The 20,426-nt window shown below is 72.0% G+C and carries 18 protein-coding genes; 10 read left to right on the top strand and 8 right to left on the bottom strand.

Going from position 1 to position 20,426, the window contains the following annotated elements:
• Positions 1–68 precede the first annotated feature (68 nt).
• Together glp and galU are read right to left on the bottom strand one after the other, a co-directional pair.
• Entirely contained in the window at positions 69–1,418 is a 1,350-nt protein-coding gene (glp, locus tag ACIQ1J_RS11850) for a gephyrin-like molybdotransferase Glp (RefSeq protein ID WP_403556336.1), read from the bottom strand.
• The gene (gene galU, locus ACIQ1J_RS11845; RefSeq protein ID WP_403556334.1) at positions 1,415–2,350 is read right to left on the bottom strand and encodes a UTP--glucose-1-phosphate uridylyltransferase GalU; all 936 of its coding nucleotides are present in this window, start codon (positions 2,348–2,350) and stop codon (positions 1,415–1,417) included. The genes glp and galU overlap by 4 nt, the downstream gene beginning before the upstream one ends.
• Before the next feature lie 93 nt (positions 2,351–2,443).
• On the opposite strand from galU, the gene ACIQ1J_RS11840 reads away from it, so the two are divergent.
• Positions 2,444–3,064 (top strand): 5-formyltetrahydrofolate cyclo-ligase, encoded by a 621-nt coding sequence (locus ACIQ1J_RS11840; RefSeq protein ID WP_403556332.1) that lies wholly within the window; start codon positions 2,444–2,446, stop codon positions 3,062–3,064.
• A gap of 53 nt (positions 3,065–3,117) precedes the next feature.
• Here the strand turns inward: ACIQ1J_RS11840 and ACIQ1J_RS11835 are convergent, their stop codons facing one another.
• Entirely contained in the window at positions 3,118–6,006 is a 2,889-nt protein-coding gene (locus tag ACIQ1J_RS11835; RefSeq protein WP_403556330.1) for a penicillin acylase family protein, read from the bottom strand.
• A 276-nt stretch (positions 6,007–6,282) separates the two neighbouring features.
• Between ACIQ1J_RS11835 and ACIQ1J_RS11830 the strand changes: the two genes are divergently transcribed.
• From ACIQ1J_RS11830 to mscL, 6 genes are all read left to right on the top strand, one after another.
• On the top strand, positions 6,283–7,839 hold the full coding sequence (locus ACIQ1J_RS11830; protein WP_403556648.1) for a potassium/proton antiporter: 1,557 nt from the start codon (positions 6,283–6,285) through the stop codon (positions 7,837–7,839).
• Positions 7,840–8,236: 397 nt separating this feature from the next.
• The gene (locus ACIQ1J_RS11825) at positions 8,237–9,553 is read left to right on the top strand and encodes an MFS transporter (protein ID WP_403556328.1); all 1,317 of its coding nucleotides are present in this window, start codon (positions 8,237–8,239) and stop codon (positions 9,551–9,553) included.
• Between the two features lie 68 nt (positions 9,554–9,621).
• Positions 9,622–9,960, top strand: a complete 339-nt coding sequence (locus tag ACIQ1J_RS11820) for an FmdB family zinc ribbon protein (RefSeq protein ID WP_403556326.1) — start codon at positions 9,622–9,624, stop codon at positions 9,958–9,960.
• 83 nt (positions 9,961–10,043) lie between these two features.
• The gene (locus ACIQ1J_RS11815) at positions 10,044–10,895 is read left to right on the top strand and encodes an S-methyl-5'-thioadenosine phosphorylase (RefSeq protein ID WP_403556324.1); all 852 of its coding nucleotides are present in this window, start codon (positions 10,044–10,046) and stop codon (positions 10,893–10,895) included.
• A 308-nt stretch (positions 10,896–11,203) separates the two neighbouring features.
• On the top strand, positions 11,204–11,776 hold the full coding sequence (locus tag ACIQ1J_RS11810; protein WP_403556322.1) for a hypothetical protein: 573 nt from the start codon (positions 11,204–11,206) through the stop codon (positions 11,774–11,776).
• 141 nt (positions 11,777–11,917) lie between these two features.
• Positions 11,918–12,388 carry a large conductance mechanosensitive channel protein MscL gene (gene mscL / locus ACIQ1J_RS11805; protein ID WP_403556320.1) on the top strand — a complete coding sequence of 157 codons (471 nt, stop codon included), beginning with the start codon at positions 11,918–11,920 and terminating at the stop codon, positions 12,386–12,388.
• Between the two features lie 42 nt (positions 12,389–12,430).
• Here mscL and ACIQ1J_RS11800 read toward each other — a convergent pair whose 3' ends face one another.
• Positions 12,431–12,607, bottom strand: a complete 177-nt coding sequence (locus ACIQ1J_RS11800) for a hypothetical protein (protein ID WP_121747538.1) — start codon at positions 12,605–12,607, stop codon at positions 12,431–12,433.
• A 98-nt stretch (positions 12,608–12,705) separates the two neighbouring features.
• On the opposite strand from ACIQ1J_RS11800, the gene ACIQ1J_RS11795 reads away from it, so the two are divergent.
• From ACIQ1J_RS11795 to ACIQ1J_RS11785, 3 genes are all read left to right on the top strand, one after another.
• Entirely contained in the window at positions 12,706–13,779 is a 1,074-nt protein-coding gene (locus ACIQ1J_RS11795) for a P1 family peptidase (RefSeq protein WP_403556318.1), read from the top strand.
• Between the two features lie 141 nt (positions 13,780–13,920).
• A complete protein-coding gene (locus tag ACIQ1J_RS11790) occupies positions 13,921–15,144 on the top strand; it encodes an Ig-like domain-containing protein (RefSeq protein WP_403556316.1) in 1,224 nt (407 codons plus the stop codon).
• Positions 15,145–15,312: 168 nt separating this feature from the next.
• Positions 15,313–16,059: a DUF6227 family protein gene (locus ACIQ1J_RS11785; protein ID WP_210963362.1), complete on the top strand. Its 747-nt coding sequence runs from the start codon at positions 15,313–15,315 to the stop codon at positions 16,057–16,059.
• 120 nt (positions 16,060–16,179) lie between these two features.
• Here the strand turns inward: ACIQ1J_RS11785 and ACIQ1J_RS11780 are convergent, their stop codons facing one another.
• The 4 genes from ACIQ1J_RS11780 to ACIQ1J_RS11765 are packed head-to-tail and all read right to left on the bottom strand — an operon-like array spanning position 16,180 to position 20,361.
• On the bottom strand, positions 16,180–18,267 hold the full coding sequence (locus tag ACIQ1J_RS11780) for a fructose-specific PTS transporter subunit EIIC (protein ID WP_403556314.1): 2,088 nt from the start codon (positions 18,265–18,267) through the stop codon (positions 16,180–16,182).
• Entirely contained in the window at positions 18,264–18,659 is a 396-nt protein-coding gene (locus ACIQ1J_RS11775) for a hypothetical protein (RefSeq protein ID WP_403556312.1), read from the bottom strand. The genes ACIQ1J_RS11780 and ACIQ1J_RS11775 overlap by 4 nt, the downstream gene beginning before the upstream one ends.
• Positions 18,656–19,603 carry a 1-phosphofructokinase gene (gene pfkB / locus ACIQ1J_RS11770; RefSeq protein WP_403556310.1) on the bottom strand — a complete coding sequence of 316 codons (948 nt, stop codon included), beginning with the start codon at positions 19,601–19,603 and terminating at the stop codon, positions 18,656–18,658. Before pfkB ends, ACIQ1J_RS11775 begins: the two co-directional genes overlap by 4 nt.
• Positions 19,600–20,361 carry a DeoR/GlpR family DNA-binding transcription regulator gene (locus ACIQ1J_RS11765; protein ID WP_210963828.1) on the bottom strand — a complete coding sequence of 254 codons (762 nt, stop codon included), beginning with the start codon at positions 20,359–20,361 and terminating at the stop codon, positions 19,600–19,602. The genes pfkB and ACIQ1J_RS11765 overlap by 4 nt, the downstream gene beginning before the upstream one ends.
• Positions 20,362–20,426 lie beyond the last annotated feature (65 nt).

The raw sequence follows: 20,426 nt of genomic DNA, 5'->3' as shown, positions 1-20,426 counted from the left end.
TCCGGGCCCCGGCGCGGTGCGGCGCGTGGGCCTGCTGTGCGCGACACGGTACCGCCAAGCGGGCGGGGTCAGCCGAGCAGGACCACTTCGACGTCGGCGCCGGGCTCGACGGACTCGGTGTCCTCGGGGACGACGATCAGCGCGTCGGCGTGCGCGAGTGCGGCCACGAGGTGGGAGCCCGAGCCGCCGACCGGGGTGACCGAGCCGCCGGCGTAGCTGCCGCGCAGGAACTGCCGGCGCCCCTTCGGTGAGGTCAGCGCCTTCTCCGCGGCCAGGGACGCGGTGGTCGTCGGGCGGTGGACGTCGGTGAGGCCCATGAGGGTGCGGATCGCGGGGCGGACGAACAACTCGAAGGAGACGTACGACGACACCGGGTTGCCGGGCAGGGCGAGCAGCGGGGTGTGGTCGGGGCCGATGGAACCGAAGCCCTGGGGCTTGCCGGGCTGCATGGCGAGCTTGCGGAAGTCCACGCCGCTGCCGGGCTCGTCCTCGTCGGCGACGTGCGCCAGCGCCTCCTTGACCACGTCGTACGCCCCGACGCTCACCCCGCCGGTGGTGACCATCAGGTCGGCGCGGACCAGTTGGTCCTCGATGGTGGACCGCAGGGTCTCGGCGTCGTCGGCGACGGCGCCCACGCGGTAGGCGATGGCGCCGGCGTCGCGGGCGGCCGCGGTGAGGGCGAAGCTGTTGGAGTCGTAGATCTGGCCGTGGGCCAGTTCCTCGTCGGGCTGGACGAGTTCGCTGCCGGTGGAGAGCACCACCACGCGGGGGCGCGGGCGGACGCGGACCCTGCCCCGGCCGATCGCGGCGAGCAGCGCGATCTGCGGCGGACCGAGGACCGTGCCGGCCGCCAGGGCGCGGTCGCCGGACCTGACGTCGCTGCCCTTCGCGCGGACGTGCGCGCGTGCCTCGGCCGGGCGGTGCACGTGGACCTGACCCTCGGCGCCCTCGGGGGCCAGGCTGCGGGCGCGCATGCCGGCCACCGGGCCCTCGCCGAGCCCGCCGTCGGTCCACTCGACGGGGACGACGGTCTCGGCGCCGGGCGGGAGGGGGGCGCCCGTCATGATGCGGGCGGCCTGGCCGGGGCCCACGGTCAGCGGGTCGGCCCGGCCGGCGGCGACGTCCCCGACGACGACCAGGGCGGCGGGGAACTCCTCGGTCGCGCCCGCCACGTCGGCGACCCGCACCGCGTACCCGTCCATGGAGCTGTTGTCGAACGGCGGCAGAGAGAGCGGCACCGTGATGTCGTCGACCAGGACGCAGCCCTGGGCGTCGAGCAGGTTCAGCTCGATGGGTTCCAGGGGGCGGACGGTGGTGAGGATGTCGTCCAGGTGGTCCTGCACCGACCACAGCCGGTCCGGACCGAAGTCCGCGGGGGCGTGGTCGTGGCCGGTGTCACGGTGCGCTGTGCTGCTCAACGTCCCTGCATCTCCTCGGCTACGTAACTGCGAAGCCAGGTCCGGAAGTCCGGGCCCAGGTCTTCACGTTCGCACGCGAGTCTGACAATGGCACGCAGATAGTCGCCGCGGTCACCGGTGTCATAGCGGCGGCCCTTGAAGACGACGCCGTGCACCGGGCCGCCGGCCTTTCCCGCGGCGGTAGCCGCCGTTGTGTGCGTCTCGGCGAGCTGCTGGAGGGCGTCGGTCAGCTGGATCTCACCGCCGCGGCCGGGCTCGGTCTTGCGGAGTATGTCGAAGATGTGGGGGTCGAGCACGTAGCGGCCGATGATGGCGTAGTTGGAGGGCGCGTCGGCCGCGTCGGGCTTCTCGACCAGTCCGCCGACCTTGACGACGTCGCCGTCCTCGGTGCTCTCCACAGCCGCGCAGCCGTAGAGGTGGATCTGCTCGGGCGCGACCTCCATGAGGGCGATGACGCTGCCGCCGTACTGCTCCTGGACCTCGATCATGCGCTGCAGCAGCGGATCGCGCGGGTCGATCAGGTCGTCGCCGAGCAGGACCGCGAAGGGCTCGTTGCCGACGTGCGGGGCGGCGCACAGCACGGCGTGGCCGAGCCCCTTGGGGTCGCCCTGGCGAACGTAGTGGATCATGGCGAGGTCGCTGGACTCCTGGACCTTGGCCAGCCGGCTCGCGTCACCCTTCTTCTGAAGGGCGGACTCCAGTTCGTAGTTGCGGTCGAAGTGGTCCTCCAGGGGACGCTTGTTGCGGCCCGTGACCATGAGGACGTCGCCGAGGCCCGCGGTCACGGCCTCTTCGACCACGTACTGGATCGCCGGCTTGTCGACGACCGGCAGCATCTCCTTGGGAGTGGCTTTGGTGGCCGGCAGGAACCGGGTACCGAGCCCGGCCGCGGGGATGACAGCCTTGCTGATCCTGGGGTGGGACTGAGTCATGCGCGCCACCATATCCGGTGCCAATAGGGAGAATCTGTGACTCCGGATCACTGGCGCTCATATGAGCGTATTAGAGAGGTACGGGAGCGACCTTTGAGTCACATCGGACCTATTGGCCAGCCTGACAAGCGGACGTTGCGGCGGGAGTTCCTCGCGGTGAGGAACGGGTTGACGGCCGATGACGTGCGAGAAGCCGCGGACTCGCTGGCCGCGCGGGCGCTCGCGATGCCGGAGGTGGCGCAGGCGCACGCCGTGGCGGCGTACGTCTCCGTGGGCGCCGAACCAGGCACCCTCACGCTCCTGGACGCGCTGCGCGCGCGGGGGGTGCGCGTCCTGCTGCCGGCGCTGCTGCCGGACAACGACCTGGACTGGGGCGAGTACGCCGGGGAGGACTCCCTCGCGGTCGTGCGGCACGGCGGGCGGATGGCCCTGTACGAGCCCGCCGGCCGGCGCCTGGGGCCGGACGCGGTGACGGAGGCCGACGTCGTGCTGCTGCCGGGCCTGGCGGTCGACGGACGCGGCCTGCGGCTGGGGCGCGGCGGCGGGTCGTACGACCGGGTCCTCGCGCGTCTGGACCGGGCGGGCGCGCGTCCCGCGCTGCTGGTCCTGCTGTACGACTCGGAGGTCGTCGCGCTCGTCCCCGCCGAGCCCCACGACCGGCCGGTGGACGCGGCGGTGACGCCGTCGGGGGTGCGCAGGTTCACGCGCGCGTGAACTGAAGGGGCCCTCCACGCGCGCGTGGAGGGCCCCTTCGGGTCAGTCGTCGGCTACGGCTTCAGCACCAGCGTGTCGCTCGTGCTGTCGTCGACCGCCTTCTTGGAGAAGGCCCACGGCAGCAGCTCTCCCTTGGCCCACTTGTCCGTCTGGTCCGTGTAGTGGGCGCTGTAGGCGTGTCCGGAGGCACCGGTGAGGTTGATCCACCGCGACTTGTCGAGGTCGCCGAGGTTGACCACCATCCGCATGGACGGCACCCACACCACGCCGTAGCCGCCGGCCGCGTTCCAGCCGGCGGCGTTGACCGCCGCCTCGCCGCCGCTGAGCTTCCACGGGCCGCGGTTGAGGGCGTACTTCAGGAAGCCGGGGCCCTCGGTGCCCAGGGTCTGGTTCTTCAGGAACAGGCGGTGCAGCCGGCCCCAGTTCCAGGTGTCGATGTCCTTGCCGAGCTTGGCGGTCAGCTCCCAGCGGGCGTCGATCATGGCCCGCTTGAAGAGGTCGTCGCGGTTGTGGTCGGCGCCCTTGCGGGTGCCGGAGGCGGGCGTCGTCCACCAGTCGCTCTCGGGCTTGTCCATCAGGGTGCGGACGACCTCGAACCAGCGGTCGCCGCCGTCCGGCTGCGCCTGGTCGGCATCCCGCTGGCCGCACTCGCGGACCTTGTTCGTCTCGTCCGCGGGTCCGGTGGTGTTGACCGGGTCGACCCACAGGCACTGGCCCTCGACCCGCAGCTCCTTGGGCAGCTTGTTGCCGAAGGCGAGCTTGAGGACGTTGCGCCACACGGCGTTGAAGTAGGCGGCGGCCGCCGAGTCGGCGTCCTGGGTGTAGTCCCAGCCCTCCAGCAGCTTCTGCGACTCGCGGACGTCCTTGTCGCCGACGTCGATCTTCAGCAGCTGGGGGACGAGCAGCTTGGCCACCTCGCTGCTGTTGTCCAGCTGCATCTGGCGCATGTCGTCGGTGGAGATCTTGCCGCCGTCCTTGATCTTCTGCTCGATCAGGGAGGTGATCCGCTGACTGCGAGTGCCGTAGCCCCAGTCCGTGGTCAGCGTGTACGGGTACTCGTCCGCGTCGACGACGGCCTGGTTGGCGGTCACGATGTAGCCGCGTTCCGGGTCGTACTCGTACGGCAGCTCGTCCGGGTCGATGTACTCGCCGGTCCAGCGGTACTTGGAGCTCCAGCCCGGTGCCGGGACCGAACCGTCGTGGTCCTCGGCGCGCACCGGGATCTTGCCGGGCAGCGTGTAGCCGATGTGCTCCGCGTCGGCGTAGACGAGGTTCTGCGAGGGCACGTCGAACAGGGCGGCGGCCTCACGGAAGGCGTCCCAGTCCTTCGCCCGGTCCATCGCGAAGACGGCGTCCATGGTGGTGCCGGCGTCCAGCGCGGTCCAGCGCAGGGCGACGCCGTAGCCGTCGCCACGGTCGGGGGCGGCGGTGTCGACGGTGGCCTTCTTGCCGACCTTCACGAGTTCGTCGTCCCGGTCGGAGAGCAGGGGGCCGTTGTTGGTCTCGCGGACGACGATCTTCTTGGACTCTCCGCCGGCGACCTTGATGGTCTCCTCGCGCGTCTCGAAGGGGACCACCTTGCCGTCGTACTGGTAGCCGGTGCCGGTGATCTTCTCCAGGTAGAGGTCGGTGACGTCGACGCCGGAGTTGGTCAGGCCCCAGGCGATGTCCTGGTTGTGGCCGACGACCACGCCGGGCATGCCCGCGAAGGTGTAGCCGGCGACGTCGTACTGGCACTTCGCGGAGACGCTGCGGCAGTGCAGGCCCATCTGGTACCAGACGGACGGCAGCGACGGCGACAGGTGCGGGTCGTTGGCCAGCAGCGGCTTGCCGGTGATGGTGTGCTCGCCGGAGACGACCCAGGAGTTGGAGCCGATGCCGTTGCCGTTCACGCCGACGGCGGTGGGCAGGTCGTCCAGCACTTCCTGAAGGCCGGCCAGTTGGCCTTGCAGAGCGTTGCCCGTACCCGCGCCCGTGCCGGTACCGGCCCCGATGCCATTGCCCATGCCCGTCCCGGTGCCTGTACCCGTCCCGGTGCCCGAACCCGTCCCGCTGCCTGTACCCGTCCCGGTGCCCGAACCCGTACCGCTGCCTGTACCCGTCCCGGTGCCCGAACCCGTACCGGACGAGGAGTCGCCGCCACCGGACGGGCCGCCGCCGTCGAACGTCTCGGTCAGCTCGTCGTACTGGCCCTCCTGGACGATCGCCTTGTTCCGGTCGTACGGGTACGCCGGATACAGGTCGGCGATCTGCTTGGGACCGAGGCGGCTGGTCATCAGGGCCCGGTCGACCTCGTCCTGCATGTTGCCGCGCAGGTCCCAGGCCATCGCCTTCAGCCAGGCCACCGAGTCGACCGGCGTCCACTCCTGCGGCTTGTAGTCGTTGGTGAAGCCGAGGGCGGCGTACTCCAGGGAGATGTCCGCGCCGTCCTTGCCCTCGAGGTAGGAGTTGACGCCCTTGGCGTACGCCTGGAGGTACTTCTTGGTGGAGTCCGACAGCTTCTCGTCGTACTCCTTCTTCGCCACCCGGTGCCAGCCCAGTGTGCGCAGGAACTCGTCGTTGTCGACCTGGCCCTTGCCGAACATCTCCGACAGGCGCCCGGAGGTCATGTGGCGGCGCACGTCCATCTCGTAGAACCGGTCCTGCGCCTGCACGTAGCCCTGCGCCATGAACAGGTCCTCGTCGGAGGAGGCGTAGATCTGCGGAATGCCGTGGTCGTCGCGCTTGACGTCGACCGGCCCCGACAGGCCCTCCAGCGTGATCGAGCCCTTGGTCTGCGGAAAGGACGCGCGGACGGTGCTGATGGACCAGTACGCCCCGTAGACGAGGCCGCCGATGATGGCCAGAACCAGCACGAGGACGAGCAGGCGCGCCTTGCGCCCCTTCTTCCTGCCGGACTTGCCGGGCTGCTGACCCGTAGAGGCGGTGTTGGTGGGGGGCATCGCTGTCCTTGCTGTCCTAACACGAGCGGCAGGGGCGGGCTGTGCTTTGTACTGAACGCTGGAGCAACTGTAGGCGCAGGGCCCACGCCCCCTTGACGCGGAGTCGGGTACCGGCGGGCACGGGCGTTCGATCTTGCCAAGTCGAGCGTCAAGAAATCGTCAAGAGTTAGGTAAGGTAACGAAGTAGTTGTCCGCAGAGCACTGGGTCTCGTGTGCCATGGGGGTGTGCTTTCGCGCACCGCGCGGGAGGCACTCGTCCGTGCCGCGATCCGCACAGTGGTCCGTGTCGCGATCCGTGCTGTGCGTCAGGGAAGGGAACGGCCGCTGACTGTCCACCACCTCAACCAGCTCCTGCTCGTCTGCTCGCTCGTCCTGCTCATCGCCGTGGCGGCGGTCCGGATCTCCTCGCGCAGCGGGCTCCCCAGCCTGCTCGTCTACCTGGCGATCGGCGTCGCCATGGGTCAGGACGGCATCGGCGACATCCAGTTCGACAACGCCGAACTGGTCCAGGTCATCGGGTACGCCGCCCTGGTCGTGATCCTGGCCGAAGGCGGTCTCGGTACGAAGTGGAAGGAGGCGAAACCGGCCCTGCCGGCCGCCTCCGCACTGGCGCTGGCCGGGGTCGCGGCCAGTGTCGGCGTGACGGCCGCGGGCGCGCACTACCTGACCGGGCTGGAGTGGCGACAGGCGTTGATCGTGGGTGCGGTGGTGTCGTCCACGGACGCGGCGGCCGTCTTCTCGGTACTGCGCCGAATCCCGCTGCCCTCGCGGATAGTGGGCACTCTGGAGGCCGAGTCCGGCTTCAACGACGCCCCGGTGGTCATCCTGGTGGTCGCCTTCTCCACGGCCGGACCGATCGAGCACTGGTACGCGCTGCTGGGCGAGATCGCCCTGGAACTGGTCATCGGCGCGGTCATCGGGCTCGCGGTCGGCTGGCTGGGGTCGCTGGGACTGAAGCACGTGGCGCTGCCCGCCTCCGGCCTCTACCCCATCGCCGTCATGTCGATCGCCGTCGCGGCCTACGCGGCCGGTGCCATGGCCCACGGCAGTGGCTTCCTGGCCGTCTACCTCGCCTCGATGGTCATGGGCAACGCCCGGCTGCCGCACTGGCCCGCCACCCGCGGCTTCGCCGACGGGCTCGGCTGGCTCGCCCAGATCGGCATGTTCGTACTGCTCGGCCTGCTGGTCACCCCGCACGAGCTGGGCGACGACATCCTGCCCGCCCTGGTCATCGGACTGGTGCTCACCATGGTGGCGCGCCCGCTGAGCGTCGTGTTGTGCCTGATGCCGTTCCGGGTGCCGTGGCAGGAGCAGGCCCTGATGTCCTGGGCCGGGCTGCGCGGCGCGGTGCCCATCGTCCTGGCGACGATCCCCATGGTGGAGGGCGTCGACGGCAGCCGCCGGATCTTCAACATCGTCTTCGTCCTGGTCGTCGTCTACACCCTGGTCCAGGGGCCGACCCTGCCGTGGCTGGCCCGCAAGCTGCGCCTGGGAAAGGGGGACGAGGCCGCCGACCTCGGCGTCGAGTCGGCGCCCCTGGAACGGCTGCGCGGGCATCTGCTGTCCGTCACGATCCCCGAGGGTTCGAAAATGCACGGCGTCGAGGTCAGCGAGCTGCGGCTGCCGACCGGGGCCGCCGTCACGCTGGTCGTCCGCGACGGGAAGTCGTTCGTGCCGCTGCCCACGACGGGACTGCGGCGCGGGGACGAACTCCTCGTGGTCGCCACCGACCCCGTCCGGGACGCCGCCGAGGCGCGGCTGCTCGCGGTCGGCCGCGGCGGCAAGCTGGCCGGCTGGCTGGGCACCGGAGAAACCAGCGGCAATCACAGGTGAGCACGACAGGCGAGCGCAGATGTGCGGCAAGCGCAGGTGTGCGGCGGCGCGGGCGGGCGGGCGGCGAGCGCAGGTGTGGGACAAGCGCGGGCGTGCGGCGGGCACAGGTGTGGTGTGGGACAAGCGCGGGCGTGAGGCAATCGCAGGCGTGAGAGAGAGGAGTGCGCGCTTTCACAGGTTGCGCCCCTCTTGATCCCTGTACGATGAAGGCGGCACCTGATCGAACCAACTCTGCCTGAAGCAGAGCTGGCGCGACCGTATGGCGGCCGGCACGCCCCCTCCCCCAACCGGGCTCCGGCATCTACCGCAGTCCGCGCAAGAGGACAGCTCTCGGCGCTCCCGCACGGCGACAGCCGCGAGGCGGACCGCGCTACCAGGCGGCAGAAAGGCACGGGCCGTGGCATCCACGGTCACCCCGTCGAAGAAGTCGCCGGAGGGGGCGCAGCACACCGCGCCCGGCTCCGCCCGCCCTGGATACGGACAGCTGCTGCGCACCCGCGGCGCCTGGACGTTCCTGCTCCCCGGCTTCGCGGCACGCCAGCCCTTCGCCATGCTGACGCTCTCCATCGTGCTGCTCGTGCAGCACACCACCGGCTCGTACGGCGTCGCGGGCGCCGTCGCGGCCGTCACCGGCGTCGCCATGGCCGTGTTCGCCCCCTACACCGGCCGGCTCGCCGACCGCTACGGACAGCGCGCCGTCCTGCTCCCCGGCGTGCTCGTGCACGCCGCGTCCGGTCTGATCCTGACCGCCCTCGCGCTCGCGGACGCACCCCTGTGGGCGCTGTTCGTGGCGGCCGTGCCCACCGGTGCCTCGGTGCCGCAGGTCGGGCCCATGGTGCGCGCCCGCTGGGGCGTGAAGCTCAAGGACTCCCCCCTGATGGGCACGGCGGCCGCCTTCGAGTCCGTCACGGACGAGCTGACCTTCGTCCTCGGCCCGCTGATCGCCACCGCCCTGTGCACGACCGTCGACCCGGCCGCGGGCCTGGTCACGGAGGCGGCGCTCACCCTGGTGGGCGGTCTGCTGTTCGCCGCGCAGAAGAGCACCCAGCCGACGGTCGGCCGGGCCGACGGCGACCACACGCGCGTGGAGCACGTTCCGGCGCTGCGCATCCCCGGGGTGCGCGTCCTGATCGTGGTCTTCCTGGGCATCGGTTCCGTCTTCGGCGGCATGCAGGTCTCGCTGGCCGCGTTCACCGAGTCGATCGGCGAACCCGGGCTGAACGGCGTCCTGTACGGGATCTTCGCCGCGGGCAACATGCTCTCCGGCCTGGCCTGCGGCGCCATCGCCTGGAAGGTCGCCCCGCAGCGGCGCCTGCTGGTCGGCTACACCGCCCTCGCGCTGACCGCGTCCGGGCTGTGGGCCGCGCACTCGGTGCTCGTGCTGGCCGGTCTCGGCCTGCTCGTCGGCATGTGCATCGCGCCCGCCCTCATCACCGGCTACACGCTGGTCGAGGGGCTGGTCCCGGCCGGCGCCCGCACGGAGGCCTTCACCTGGCTGACCGGCGCCGTGGCACTCGGCCAGGCCGCGGCCGTGACCGTCTCCGGGCAACTGGAGGACCGGTTCTGGGACGGCGCCGGGTTCCTGGTGCCGATGGGCGGCACAGTGCTCGCGCTGGCGACGCTGGTGGCACTGCGATCGCGGCTGGAGACCCGGCCCCGGAGGCGTACGGTCGCACGTGGCGTCGGTCACCGCGAGCACGCCGCAGTGGACTGATTCCGCGGAATACGTCACTATGGACCGTCGTTAGCACTCATCGAGTGAGAGTGCCAGGAGGAAGACAAGTGCCGACGTACCAGTACCAGTGCACCGAGTGCGGCGAGGGCCTCGAGGCGGTGCAGAAGTTCACCGACGACGCCCTCACCGAGTGCCCGAACTGCCAGGGCCGCCTGAAGAAGGTGTTCTCGGCGGTCGGCATCGTCTTCAAGGGCTCCGGCTTCTACCGCAACGACAGCCGCGGCAGCTCGTCCAGCAGCTCGACCGCGTCGAAGTCCCCGGCGTCCCCGACGTCCTCTTCTTCGTCGAAGTCCTCGGACTCCGGTTCGTCGTCGGGCTCCGGGTCGTCGTCGAGCTCGGGATCGCCGAGTTCCGGCAGCTCCTCCTCCAGCACCACCGCCGCGTAAGGCCCGTCAGGACTTCTTACGGGACCCTGTCGTCGTCCGACGACGGGGTCCTCGGCGATTTCCGGGGCGGCTAGGGTGCGGGCATGGCGAACAAGGCGAACAAGGTGGATGCCGAGATCGGCGTGATCGGCGGCTCCGGTTTCTACTCGTTCCTCGACGACGTGACCGAGGTCGAGGTGGAGACCCCGTACGGGCCGCCCAGCGACTCCCTCTTCCTCGGCGAGGTCGCCGGCCGGCGGGTCGCCTTCCTCCCCCGGCACGGGCGCGGCCACCATCTGCCGCCGCACCGCATCAACTACCGGGCCAACCTGTGGGCGCTGCGCTCGGTCGGCGCGCGCCAGGTCCTCGGCCCGTGCGCGGTCGGCGGCCTGCGCCCCGAGTACGGGCCGGGCACGCTGCTGGTGCCGGACCAGTTCGTCGACCGTACGAAGTCCCGGCCGTCGACGTACTTCGACGGGCTGCCGATGCCCGACGGCACGGTGCCCAACGTGGTGCACGTGTCGCTGGCCGACCCGTACTGCCCCGCCGGACGGGCCGCCGCGCTGAAGGCGGCCCGGGGGCGGGACTGGGAGCCCGTGGACGGCGGCACCCTGGTCGTGGTCGAGGGGCCGCGCTTCGGGACCCGCGCGGAGTCCTCGTGGCACCGGGCACAGGGCTGGTCGGTGGTGGGCATGACCGGCCACCCCGAGGCGGCGCTCGCCCGTGAGCTGGAGCTCTGCTACACCTCGCTGACCCTCGTCACCGACCTCGACGCCGGTGCGGAGAGCGGCGAGGGCGTTTCACACGAGGAGGTTCTGCGGGTGTTCGCGGCGAACGTGGGCCGGCTGCGGGGCGTCCTGTTCGACGCGGTGGCCGCGCTGCCGACGGCCGGGGCTCGGGACTGCCCGTGCGGAGCGGCGCTGGGCGGGATGAATCCGGGGATCACGCTGCCGTAGTCACGCTGCCTTTGTCGCGGGGCGGTGCCGATCCGGGGGTGCCGATCGGGGCGGTGCCGATCGGGGGGTGCCGATCGGGGGGTGCCGATCGGGGGGTGCCGATCGGGGCGGTGCCGGGGGCGGCAAGGGTGTGGACGTCGGGGGCGGCCGGGGCGCTGGTGTCAGCGGAGCGGAACGTCCCGTTCGGGTGAGGGAGTTGTCCACAACCGGTCGGTGGCCCACGGGCTCCGGCGGGCGACGGCGAGAAGCCCCATCGTGGGAGCGCAAGCCGATCCCTCGTCGTCTCCTCGTCACAGGTGGTGGTCACCGTGTCCCGTTCCACCGTTCCCAGCCCGCTTCCGCTCCCGCCCCCGCTCGGCACCGACGCGCCGCCCACCTCCGAGGTGCCGCATTTCGCCCCGGTCCGGGTACGCGGCGGACGTCATCTGCTGCACCGGCTCGTACGCCACCGGCGGCGCGCCGTGGCCGCCGGGCTCGCCGTCACCGCCGCGGCACTGGTCGCGGCGGGCCCGTCACCGGGCGCCGGCGCACGGGACACCCAACGGGCACGCGGGCATCCGGCGACGGACACGGAAACGGCAACGGAGACGGCGGGCAGGCGGCACGGCTCGCGACTCGTGACGGCACCGGTGCGGATCGCCGACGCGGCCACGGTGCGGCTGCTCGGGCCGGGCGACCGGGTCGACGTCGTCGCGGCCGGGGACGGCGGCACGGGCGACGCCTCCGTGATCGCGCGCGGAGCGCTGGTGGCGAAGGTGCCGGAGCCCATCGACGGGACCGCGGCCGGCGGGGCACTGGTGGTGGTCTCGGTGCCGCGTGCCACCGCGCACCGGCTGGTCGGCGCGAGCGCCCTGTCGCGGCTGGCGGTGACCTTGTGCTGAGCCCGTCAAGTCGTTCGTTCGAGGGGTCTGATTGGACAGGACGGCCCAGCACTGACGTAGGTTGCGGAGCGTTTTGTTCCACACCCTGTTCGTGCGAGACCCGTTCGCGCGAGACCTGTGCACACGAGGAGAGCCCCCGAGGTGAGCGAGAAGAACAAGCCGAGCGTCTGGCAGGGCTTCAAGGCCTTCCTGATGCGCGGAAACGTGATCGACCTGGCGGTGGCGGTGGTCATCGGCGCCGCCTTCACCAACATCGTCAACTCGGTGGTGAAGGGGGTCATCAACCCCCTGGTCGGGGCGTTCGGCACCAAGAGCCTGGACAGCTACAGCTCCTGCCTCAAAGGCCCGTGCGCCGGTACCGGGGACGCCGCCACGGGCGTGCGCATCCTGTGGGGCTCGGTGCTGGGTGCCACCCTCACGTTCGTGATCACCGCGGCCGTCGTCTACTTCATGATGGTGCTGCCCATGGCGAAGTACCTCGCGCGGCAGGAGGCCCGCCGCAAGGCGAAGGAGAGCACGCAGGAGATCATCGAGGTCTCCGAGCTGGAGGTGCTCAAGGAGATCCGGGACGCGCTGGTCGCGCAGCGCGATTCGGGCCACGACCGCCCCTAGACCGCCCGGGGCGGGAGCGGCTCGGGCGGGTACGCGCACGGCTCAGAGGTGGTGGGGCGGCTTCTCGTCGAGGAAGCGCTTCAGGTCGGCCGCGCTGTCGCCCTCGGGCCGCTCGCCCCATCCCCGGTCGGTGTCGTCCGAGGTCTGCTGGTCCAGCGGGTCGTCGAAGACCAGTGCGGGCCTGGGCGCACGCGGCTCGGGTTCGGGGGTGGTGCTCATGGCTCAAGGGTACGGCCCCTCCGCTACGGGGCGCCCCGACTTCCCGGGCACCCCCTGATGCCGCCGCCAGGTGCCGGTGCCTGGACGAGACTGGCGGCATGACAGTTGACGCATTGACGGACGTGGCCGGCCTGCAGGTGGGGCACGCGACGCGCACCGGCGACGGGTGGCTCACGGGCACGACGGTGGTGCTCGCGCCGGAGGGCGGGGCGGTCGCCGCCGTGGACGTGCGCGGGGGAGGCCCCGGCACCAAGGAGACGGACGCGCTCGATCCGCGCAACCTGGTGCAGCGGGTCCAGGCGGTGGTGCTGACCGGCGGCAGCGCGTACGGGCTCGACGCGGCGTCGGGGGTGATGGCCTGGCTGGAGGAGCGGGGACGCGGGGTGCGCGTCGGCCCGGACCCCGCGCACGTGGTGCCGGTGGTGCCCGCGGCGTGCGTCTTCGACCTGGGGCGCGGGGGCGATTTCCGGGCCCGGCCGGACGCGGCCACCGGACGGGCGGCGGCCGAGGCGGCCCACGCGAGCGCGCCGGGCGCGGGGGTGGCCGAGGGGTCTGTCGGGGCGGGCACGGGAGCCGTGGTCGGCACGTTGAAGGGCGGTATCGGCACCGCGAGCACCGTGCTGGGGTCGGGGATCACGGTGGCGGCGCTGGTGGTGGCCAACGCGGCGGGATCGGTGACCGATCCGGAAACGGGGGTGCTGTACGGGGAGTTGTTCCGGGGCGGCCGGGTGGAGTACCCGGCCCCGGGTGTCCACGAGGCGGCGGCGCGGCGTCTCGCCGAGGTCGCGGCGAGAAACGCGCCGCCCCCGCTGAACACCACGCTCGCCGTGGTCGCCACCGACGCGGATCTGACCAAGGCGCAGGCGCAGAAGCTGGCCGGCACGGCGCACGACGGCATCGCGCGAGCCGTGCGGCCGGTGCACCTGCTCAGCGACGGGGACACGGTGTTCACCCTGGCGACCGGGCGGCGCACCCTCGACTCGGCCCAGCCGCTCGCGCTGAACGAGGTGCTGGCGGCGGGCGCGGACATGGTGACGCGCGCGATCGTGCGCGCCGTCCGGGCAGCCGAGCCGGTGGACGGGCCGGGCGGGGCGTGGCCGTCGTACGAGGAGCTCTACGGAAGGCCGTCCAGGTTCGGGCGACCGGATTCGAGGAGCAACTCTCCCCAGTAGTGCGGTCCGTGCCGAGCAGGTGATTGTCCCGGTTCTGTCACGCGTCGGCGTTCCGGGCGGCCGGTGGGAACCCCGTCGGCCGCCGGGCACCTCTACAGGTCTGAAGCGACCACCGCACAACACCCGAACCTGGAGCAGCCCGTGACAACGCCGGACATATCCGCGCGGCGCGTACTGGGCGCCTGTGCCGCCCTGATGGTCGGCGCCCTCACCCTCACCGCCTGCGGCGGAAGCGCCAGCGCCGACGACAAGAAGGACGGCAAGGGCGGGGCGGACTCCGCCAGGACCTCGGTCGCGAAGGTCGTGATCTCGGCGGAGAACGGTTCGACCGGCGCCTCGATCAACACGACCGGCGTGAAGGTCAGCGACGGCAGGCTGACGGACGTGAAGATGACGATGCCGGAGACGGGCGCCGTCGTGCCGGGCACGGTCTCAGCCGACGGCGGCAGCTGGAAGCCGAAGGAGCAGCTGGAGCGCGGCACGAAGTACCGGATCACGGCGACCGCGAAGGACACCGACGGCCGCACGGCCGCCGCCGACTCGGTCTTCACCACCGTCTCCCCGGCCAACAGCTTCATCGGCACGTACACCCCGGACGGCGGCACGACGGTGGGGGTCGGGATGCCGGTGTCGTTCACGTTCGACAAGGCGATCAGCGACCGCAAGAGCGTGCAGTCGCACATCACGGTCACCTCCAGCAGCGGGCAGGAGGTCGTCGGACACTGGTTCGGGTCGCGGCGGCTCGACTTCCGGCCCGAGGAGTACTGGAAGGCCGGCTCCAAGGTCACGATGAAGATCGACCTGGACGGGGTGGAGGGCGCGAACGACGTCTACGGCGTGCAGAAGAAGACCGTCACCTTCACCGTGGGCCGCGCACAGGTCTCCACGGTGGACGCCAGCACCCAGACCATGACGGTCGTGCGCGACGGCAAGACCGTGAAGAGCGTCCCGATCTCGGCGGGCGACGCCCAGCACACCACGTACAACGGGCAGATGGTCATCTCCGAGAAGGTCCTGCAGACCCGCATGGACAGCCGGACGGTCGGGCTCGGCGGCGAGTACGACATCCCGGACGTGCCGCACGCCATGCGGCTGACGACCTCCGGCACCTTCCTGCACGGCAACTACTGGTACAACCCGGGCAATCCCCCCTTCGGCCGCCAGGGCACCAGCCACGGCTGTGTCGGACTGCGGGACGTCCAGGGCGGGCAGGGCGCCACTCCCGCCAAGTGGTTCTACGACAACTCGCTCGTCGGGGACGTCGTGGTCGTCAAGAACTCCCCGGACGACACGGTCGCGCCGGACAACGGACTCAACGGCTGGAACATGGCCTGGAGCGAGTGGGCCGCCGGAAGCGCCGCCTGACCGGCCTCTGAGCAGCGTATTTTGACGATTCGTCGGGTCGCGCGGGAACTTTTCGCGCGGCCCGCGCGTTTTTCGGACGTACGTTTTCTCGGTTCCCGGACATGATGTCCGACCGAGGAGCTACGGTATGCACCCACAAGGTGACATGCAGCAACGCCGGGAGAAACCTTGAGCGTTCCGTACGAGACGGCAGCGTACGAACCACCCGAGTCGCCCGAGTCTCCGGAGGAGCACCTCATGCGACTGCTCGGTCGCGCCCTGAACTCGTTCGAGCTGCCCGACGAGACGATACGGCAACTGGACTGCGCGCTGGCGCACGACGGTTCCCTGCACTCCGCGCACCACAGCGCGGGGCTGCACCGCGAGACGTACCGGCACACCTGGCTGCTCGCCGACGGCTCGGCGGTCACGCTCTGGGAGCTGGTCCACAACACCGCCCCGGGCAGTGAACCCCAGCACGAGGTGTACGTCGACGAGGAGGAGCTGCGCACCGCCACCGCCCGGCTGGCACTGCCGCCGGACACACCCAACTTCGAGCTGCCGGTGCAGGTGCAGTTGTCCCCGGTGCCCGCCCCGCGGCACGCCTACGTCCCCGACGCCTCGGCGGACCACGCCCGTCGGCTGCTGCGCCGCGCGGAGAACCCGGACCGGCCCGGCGCCGACCTCGCCGCGCTGCTGGCGACGGCGTCCGCGCACCAGATCACCCAGGCGTTCGGCGGCCCCGGCCGCACGGGCCGCGCCCGGATCGGTTTCTCGCTCTACGAGCACGCGTTCCTGCTGCGCGACGGCGCGGAGGTCTCCCTCTGGGAGGTCGAGCACACGGCCACGCCCGACGGGCGGCACATGTGCGAGGTGTACGACAGCGAGGAGTCCGCCCGCCGCGCGATGGAGCGGCGCGCGGCGCAGGTCTCCTAGAGCCGGGGACACCCCCGGGCCGGGGACACCGCTAGGCCGGGGACGCCGTCGGGCGGGGGACGCCGTCGGGCCGGGTCCCCTGCGGAACCCGGCCCGTGGATCGTTGACGCAGACCGTCCCTTACGCGGCCACCGGCTGCTTGGCCCCCGGTGCCGAGGCCGACGGGTCCGCGCCGCCGGGTCCCGGTGCCGCCACTCCCGGCGCCGGCTTGCGCAGGCCCTTGAGGACGATCACCAGGGCCGTGGTGACGCAGACGCCCGCCGCGATGGCGACCAGGTAGAGCAGCGGGTTGCCGATCAGCGGGACCACGAAGATGCCGCCGTGCGGGGCGCGCAGCGTGGCGCCGAAGGCCATCGAGAGGGCGCCGGTGACCGCGCCGCCCACCATCGAGGACGGGATGACCCGCAGCGGGTCGGCCGCGGCGAACGGGATCGCGCCCTCGGAGATGAAGGAGGCGCCCAGCACCCAGGCGGCCTTGCCGTTCTCTCGCTCGGCGGCGTTGAAGAGCTTGCTCCGCACGGTCGTGGCCAGGGCCATGGCCAGCGGCGGGACCATACCGGCCGCCATGACCGCCGCCATGATCTTCATCGCCGAGTCGCTCGGGTCGGAGACCGCGATACCCGCGGTGGCGAAGGCGTAGGCGACCTTGTTGACCGGACCGCCGAGGTCGAAGCACATCATCAGGCCGAGCAGGGCGCCGAGCAGGATCGCGTTGGCACCGGACAGGTCGCTCAGCCAGTCGGTCATCGCCTTCTGCGCGGACGCGATGGGCTTGCCGATCACCACGAACATCAGGAACCCGACGACCGCCGAGGAGATCAGCGGGATCACCACCACGGGCATGATGCCGCGCAACGCAGCCGGGATGCGTACCCGTTGGATCGCCAGCACCACGGCACCGGAGATCAGACCGGCCGCCAGACCGCCGAGGAACCCGGCGTTGATGGTCAGCGCGATCGAGCCGCCGACGAAGCCGGGGACCAGGCCCGGCCGGTCGGCCATGCCGTAGGCGATGTAACCGGCCAGCACCGGGACGAGGAAGGCGAAGGCCACGCCGCCGATCTGGAACAGCAGCGCCGCCCAGCTGTCCGCCTGGGACCACACGAAGTGGTCCATCACCGACGGCGCCTTGTTGATCTCGTAGCCGCCGATCGCGAAGCCCAGGGCGATCAGCAGACCGCCCGCGGCGACGAACGGGACCATGTAACTGACGCCGGACATCAGCCAGACGCGCAGCTTCGTCCCGTATCCCTCACCGGACCCGCCGCCGCGCTCGACGGGCGTCGCACCGGCGGAACCGGCCGCCGTGACCTCGCCGCGGGCCGCCTTGCCGCGAACCTCGCCGATCAGCTCGGCGGGCCGGTTGATGGCCGCCTTGACGCCGGTGTCGACGGTGGGCTTCCCGGCGAAGCGGTCCTTCTCGCGCACGGGCACGTCATGGGCGAGGATCACGCCGTCCGCCGCCTCGATCAGCGCCGGGTCGAGCCGGGTGAAGCCTGCCGAACCCTGGGTCTCGACGGCGACCTCGACGCCTGCCTCGCGGCCCGCGTTCTCCAGTGACTCGGCCGCCATGTAGGTGTGTGCGATACCGGTGGGGCAGGAGGTGACGGCGACGATGCGGAAGGGACGTCCGGGTTCGTCGCTCCTCTCGTCGGGGCTGCCCGTGGCGGTCTCGGCGGAGGCCGCCGCCGAGACCGCCACGGAGTCCTCGGCGCCCTCGGAGGCGTTTACGGACGCGTCTTCGGAGACGCCGCCGGCACCGGTCGGCTCCTCCCCGCGGATCAGCGCCGCGGCGGCACTCGCGTCGCCCACCGACCGCAGCGCGTCGGTGAACTCGGCGTTCATCAGTTGCCGGGCCAGTGAGGAGAGGATCGTCAGGTGGGCGTCGTCGGCGCCCGCCGGAGCGGCGATCAGGAAGATCAGGTCGGCCGGGCCGTCCGCCGCCCCGAAGTCGACGCCGTCCACGCTGCGCCCGAAGGCGAGCGTCGGCTCGGTGACATGCTCGCTGCGGCAGTGCGGGAAGCCGATGCCGCCGTCGAGGCCGGTCGGCATCTGCGCCTCACGGGCGGCCACGTCGGCGAGGAAGCCGTCCAGGTCGGTCACCCGGCCCTGGACCACCATCCGCTCGGCGAGGGCGCGCGCCGCCGCTTCCTTGGTGTCGGCGGACAGGTCGAGGTCGACCAGATCCGCGGTGATCATGTCGCTCATCGCGGGCTCCTTAGCTCGCGTATCGCCCGAAACGTGGGGTGGTGGGCGGGGGCGGGGAGGGGGACGGGGAGGGGGACGGGGAGGGGGACGGGGGCACTGCGGTGGGGGCGTGATCCCGGGCCGCGGAGGGCCGGGACGGGGAGGTAGTCGAGGTGGGGGCCGGGGTGGAAGCCGGAGCGGAAGCCGAGGTAGGGGCCGGAGCGGAAGCCGAGGCGGGAGCCGGAGCGGAAGCCGAGGTAGGGGCCGGAGCGGAAGCCGAGGCGGGAGCCGGAGCGGAAGCCGAGGCGGGAGCCGGAGCGGAAGCCGAGGTAGGGGCCGGAGCGGAAGCCGAGGCGGGAGCCGGAGCGGAAGCCGAGGTAGGGGCCGGAGCGGAAGCCGAGGCGGGAGTTCATGACGCCGGCTCCGTCAGTGCGCGGTCCACCGGCACCTCCGCCGTGACCGTCACCGCCCCCGGTTCCAGGTCGGCCGGCGTCGGCATCACGCTGCCGGGCAGCTGCACGGCGGCGGCGCCGTGCGCGACGGCGGAGGCGAGCGCGCCCGGACCGGCACCGCCGGCGACGAGGAAACCGGCGAGGGAGGCGTCACCGGCGCCGACGTTGCTGCGTACGGCGTCCACGCGGGCGCTGCCGAACCAGGTGCCCGCGTCGTCCACGAGCAGCTGGCCGTCGGCGCCGAGACTGGCGAGCACGGACCGGGCGCCCGACTCCCGCAGTTCCTCGGCGGCCTTCAAGGCGTCGCCGACGGTGGCCAGGGGGCGCCCGACGGCCTCCGCGAGCTCCTCGGCGTTCGGCTTGACCACGTCGGGCCGCTCACGCAACGCCTGGAGCAGGGCGGGCCCGGAGGTGTCGAGGGCGATGCGGACACCCGCGGCGTGCGCCCGGGCGACCAGGTCGGCGTACCAGGAGGGGGCGAGTCCGCGGGGCAGGCTGCCGCAGCAGGCGATCCAGTCCGCGCCGCGCGACTGCCGCCGCACGGTCTCCAGGAGCAGTTCCCGTTCGGCCGCCGACAGCTCGGGGCCCGGTGCGTTGATCTTCGTGAGGACGCCGTCGGCCTCGGCGAGCGCGATGTTGGCCCGGGTCACCCCGGCGATCGGCACCGGTGCGACCTCGATGCCCTGGGCGTCGAGAAGTCCGGTGACGAGCGCGCCGGACGGGCCGCCGAGCGGCAGCACCGCGACGGTGCGCCGGCCGGCCGCCGTCACCGCGCGCGAGACGTTCACGCCCTTGCCGCCCGGGTCCACGCGCTCGCCCGTGGCGCGGACGACCTCGCCGCGGTCGAGGGAGGGGACCTCGTAGGTACGGTCCAGCGACGGGTTGGGGGTGACGGTGACGATCATGCGCGTACTACTTCCGTGCCGGCGCGCTCGATGGCGGTGGCGTCTTCGGGACTCATCCCGCTGTCGGTGATCAGCAGGTCCACATCGCTCAGGGCGCCGAAGCGGGCGAAGTGCTCCTGGCCGTGCTTGGAGGAGTCGGCGAGCAGCACCACGCGACGGGCGGCGGCGACCGCGGCCCGCTTCACGGCGGCCTCGGCGAGGTCCGGGGTGGTCAGACCGTGCTCCACGGAGAAGCCGTTGGCCGCCACCACCAGCACGTCCGCGCGGATCTCGCCGTACGCGCGCAGCGCCCAGGCGTCCACGGCGGCGCGCGTACGGTGCCGCACGCGCCCTCCGACCAGGTGGAGCTGGATGCCGGGGTGGTCGGCGAGCCGGGCCGCGATGGGCAGGCTGTGGGTGACGACGGTCAGCGAGGCCTCCGGCGGGATCGCGGCGGCCATGCGGGCCACCGTCGAACCGGCGTCGAGGATCATCGTGCCCTCGGTCGGCAGTTCCGCCAGGGCCGCCTTCGCGATCCGGTCCTTCTCGTCGGCGGCCGTCGACTCGCGCTCGGCGAGGTCCGGCTCGAAGTCCAGCCGCCCGGCCGGGATCGCGCCGCCGTGCACCCGGCGGAGCAGACCGGCGCGGTCGAGCGCCTTGAGGTCGCGGCGGATGGTCTCCGCCGTCACCTGGAACTCCTCGGCCAGCGACACCACGTCCACCCGGCCGCCGTCCCGGGCGAGCCGGAGGATCTCCTGCTGCCGCTCCGGTGCGTACATCACCGACCGCCTCCGACCTGTGCCCGAACCTGTGGTTTCAGTCGGAGATTACGCCCGGTATTCCA

Origin of the sequence: Streptomyces sp. NPDC097107 (assembly GCF_044762405.1) — a bacterium.
Lineage (GTDB): Bacteria > Actinomycetota > Actinomycetes > Streptomycetales > Streptomycetaceae > Streptomyces > Streptomyces thinghirensis.
This window is presented reverse-complemented; position numbering and strand designations above follow the sequence as displayed.

What these genes read in the sequence shown, in the direction of transcription:
- ACIQ1J_RS11775 (WP_403556312.1), bottom strand. Translation starts at nt 18,659, where the DNA reads ATGAACTCCCGCCTCGGCTTCCGCTCCGGCCCCTACCTCGGCTTCCGC.
- pfkB (WP_403556310.1), bottom strand. Translation starts at nt 19,603, where the DNA reads ATGATCGTCACCGTCACCCCCAACCCGTCGCTGGACCGTACCTACGAG.
- ACIQ1J_RS11800 (WP_121747538.1), bottom strand. Translation starts at nt 12,607, where the DNA reads ATGAGCACCACCCCCGAACCCGAGCCGCGTGCGCCCAGGCCCGCACTG.
- ACIQ1J_RS11780 (WP_403556314.1), bottom strand. Translation starts at nt 18,267, where the DNA reads ATGAGCGACATGATCACCGCGGATCTGGTCGACCTCGACCTGTCCGCC.
- ACIQ1J_RS11815 (WP_403556324.1), top strand. Translation starts at nt 10,044, where the DNA reads ATGGCGAACAAGGCGAACAAGGTGGATGCCGAGATCGGCGTGATCGGC.
- ACIQ1J_RS11765 (WP_210963828.1), bottom strand. Translation starts at nt 20,361, where the DNA reads ATGTACGCACCGGAGCGGCAGCAGGAGATCCTCCGGCTCGCCCGGGAC.
- ACIQ1J_RS11795 (WP_403556318.1), top strand. Translation starts at nt 12,706, where the DNA reads ATGACAGTTGACGCATTGACGGACGTGGCCGGCCTGCAGGTGGGGCAC.
- ACIQ1J_RS11835 (WP_403556330.1), bottom strand. Translation starts at nt 6,006, where the DNA reads ATGCCCCCCACCAACACCGCCTCTACGGGTCAGCAGCCCGGCAAGTCC.
- galU (WP_403556334.1), bottom strand. Translation starts at nt 2,350, where the DNA reads ATGACTCAGTCCCACCCCAGGATCAGCAAGGCTGTCATCCCCGCGGCC.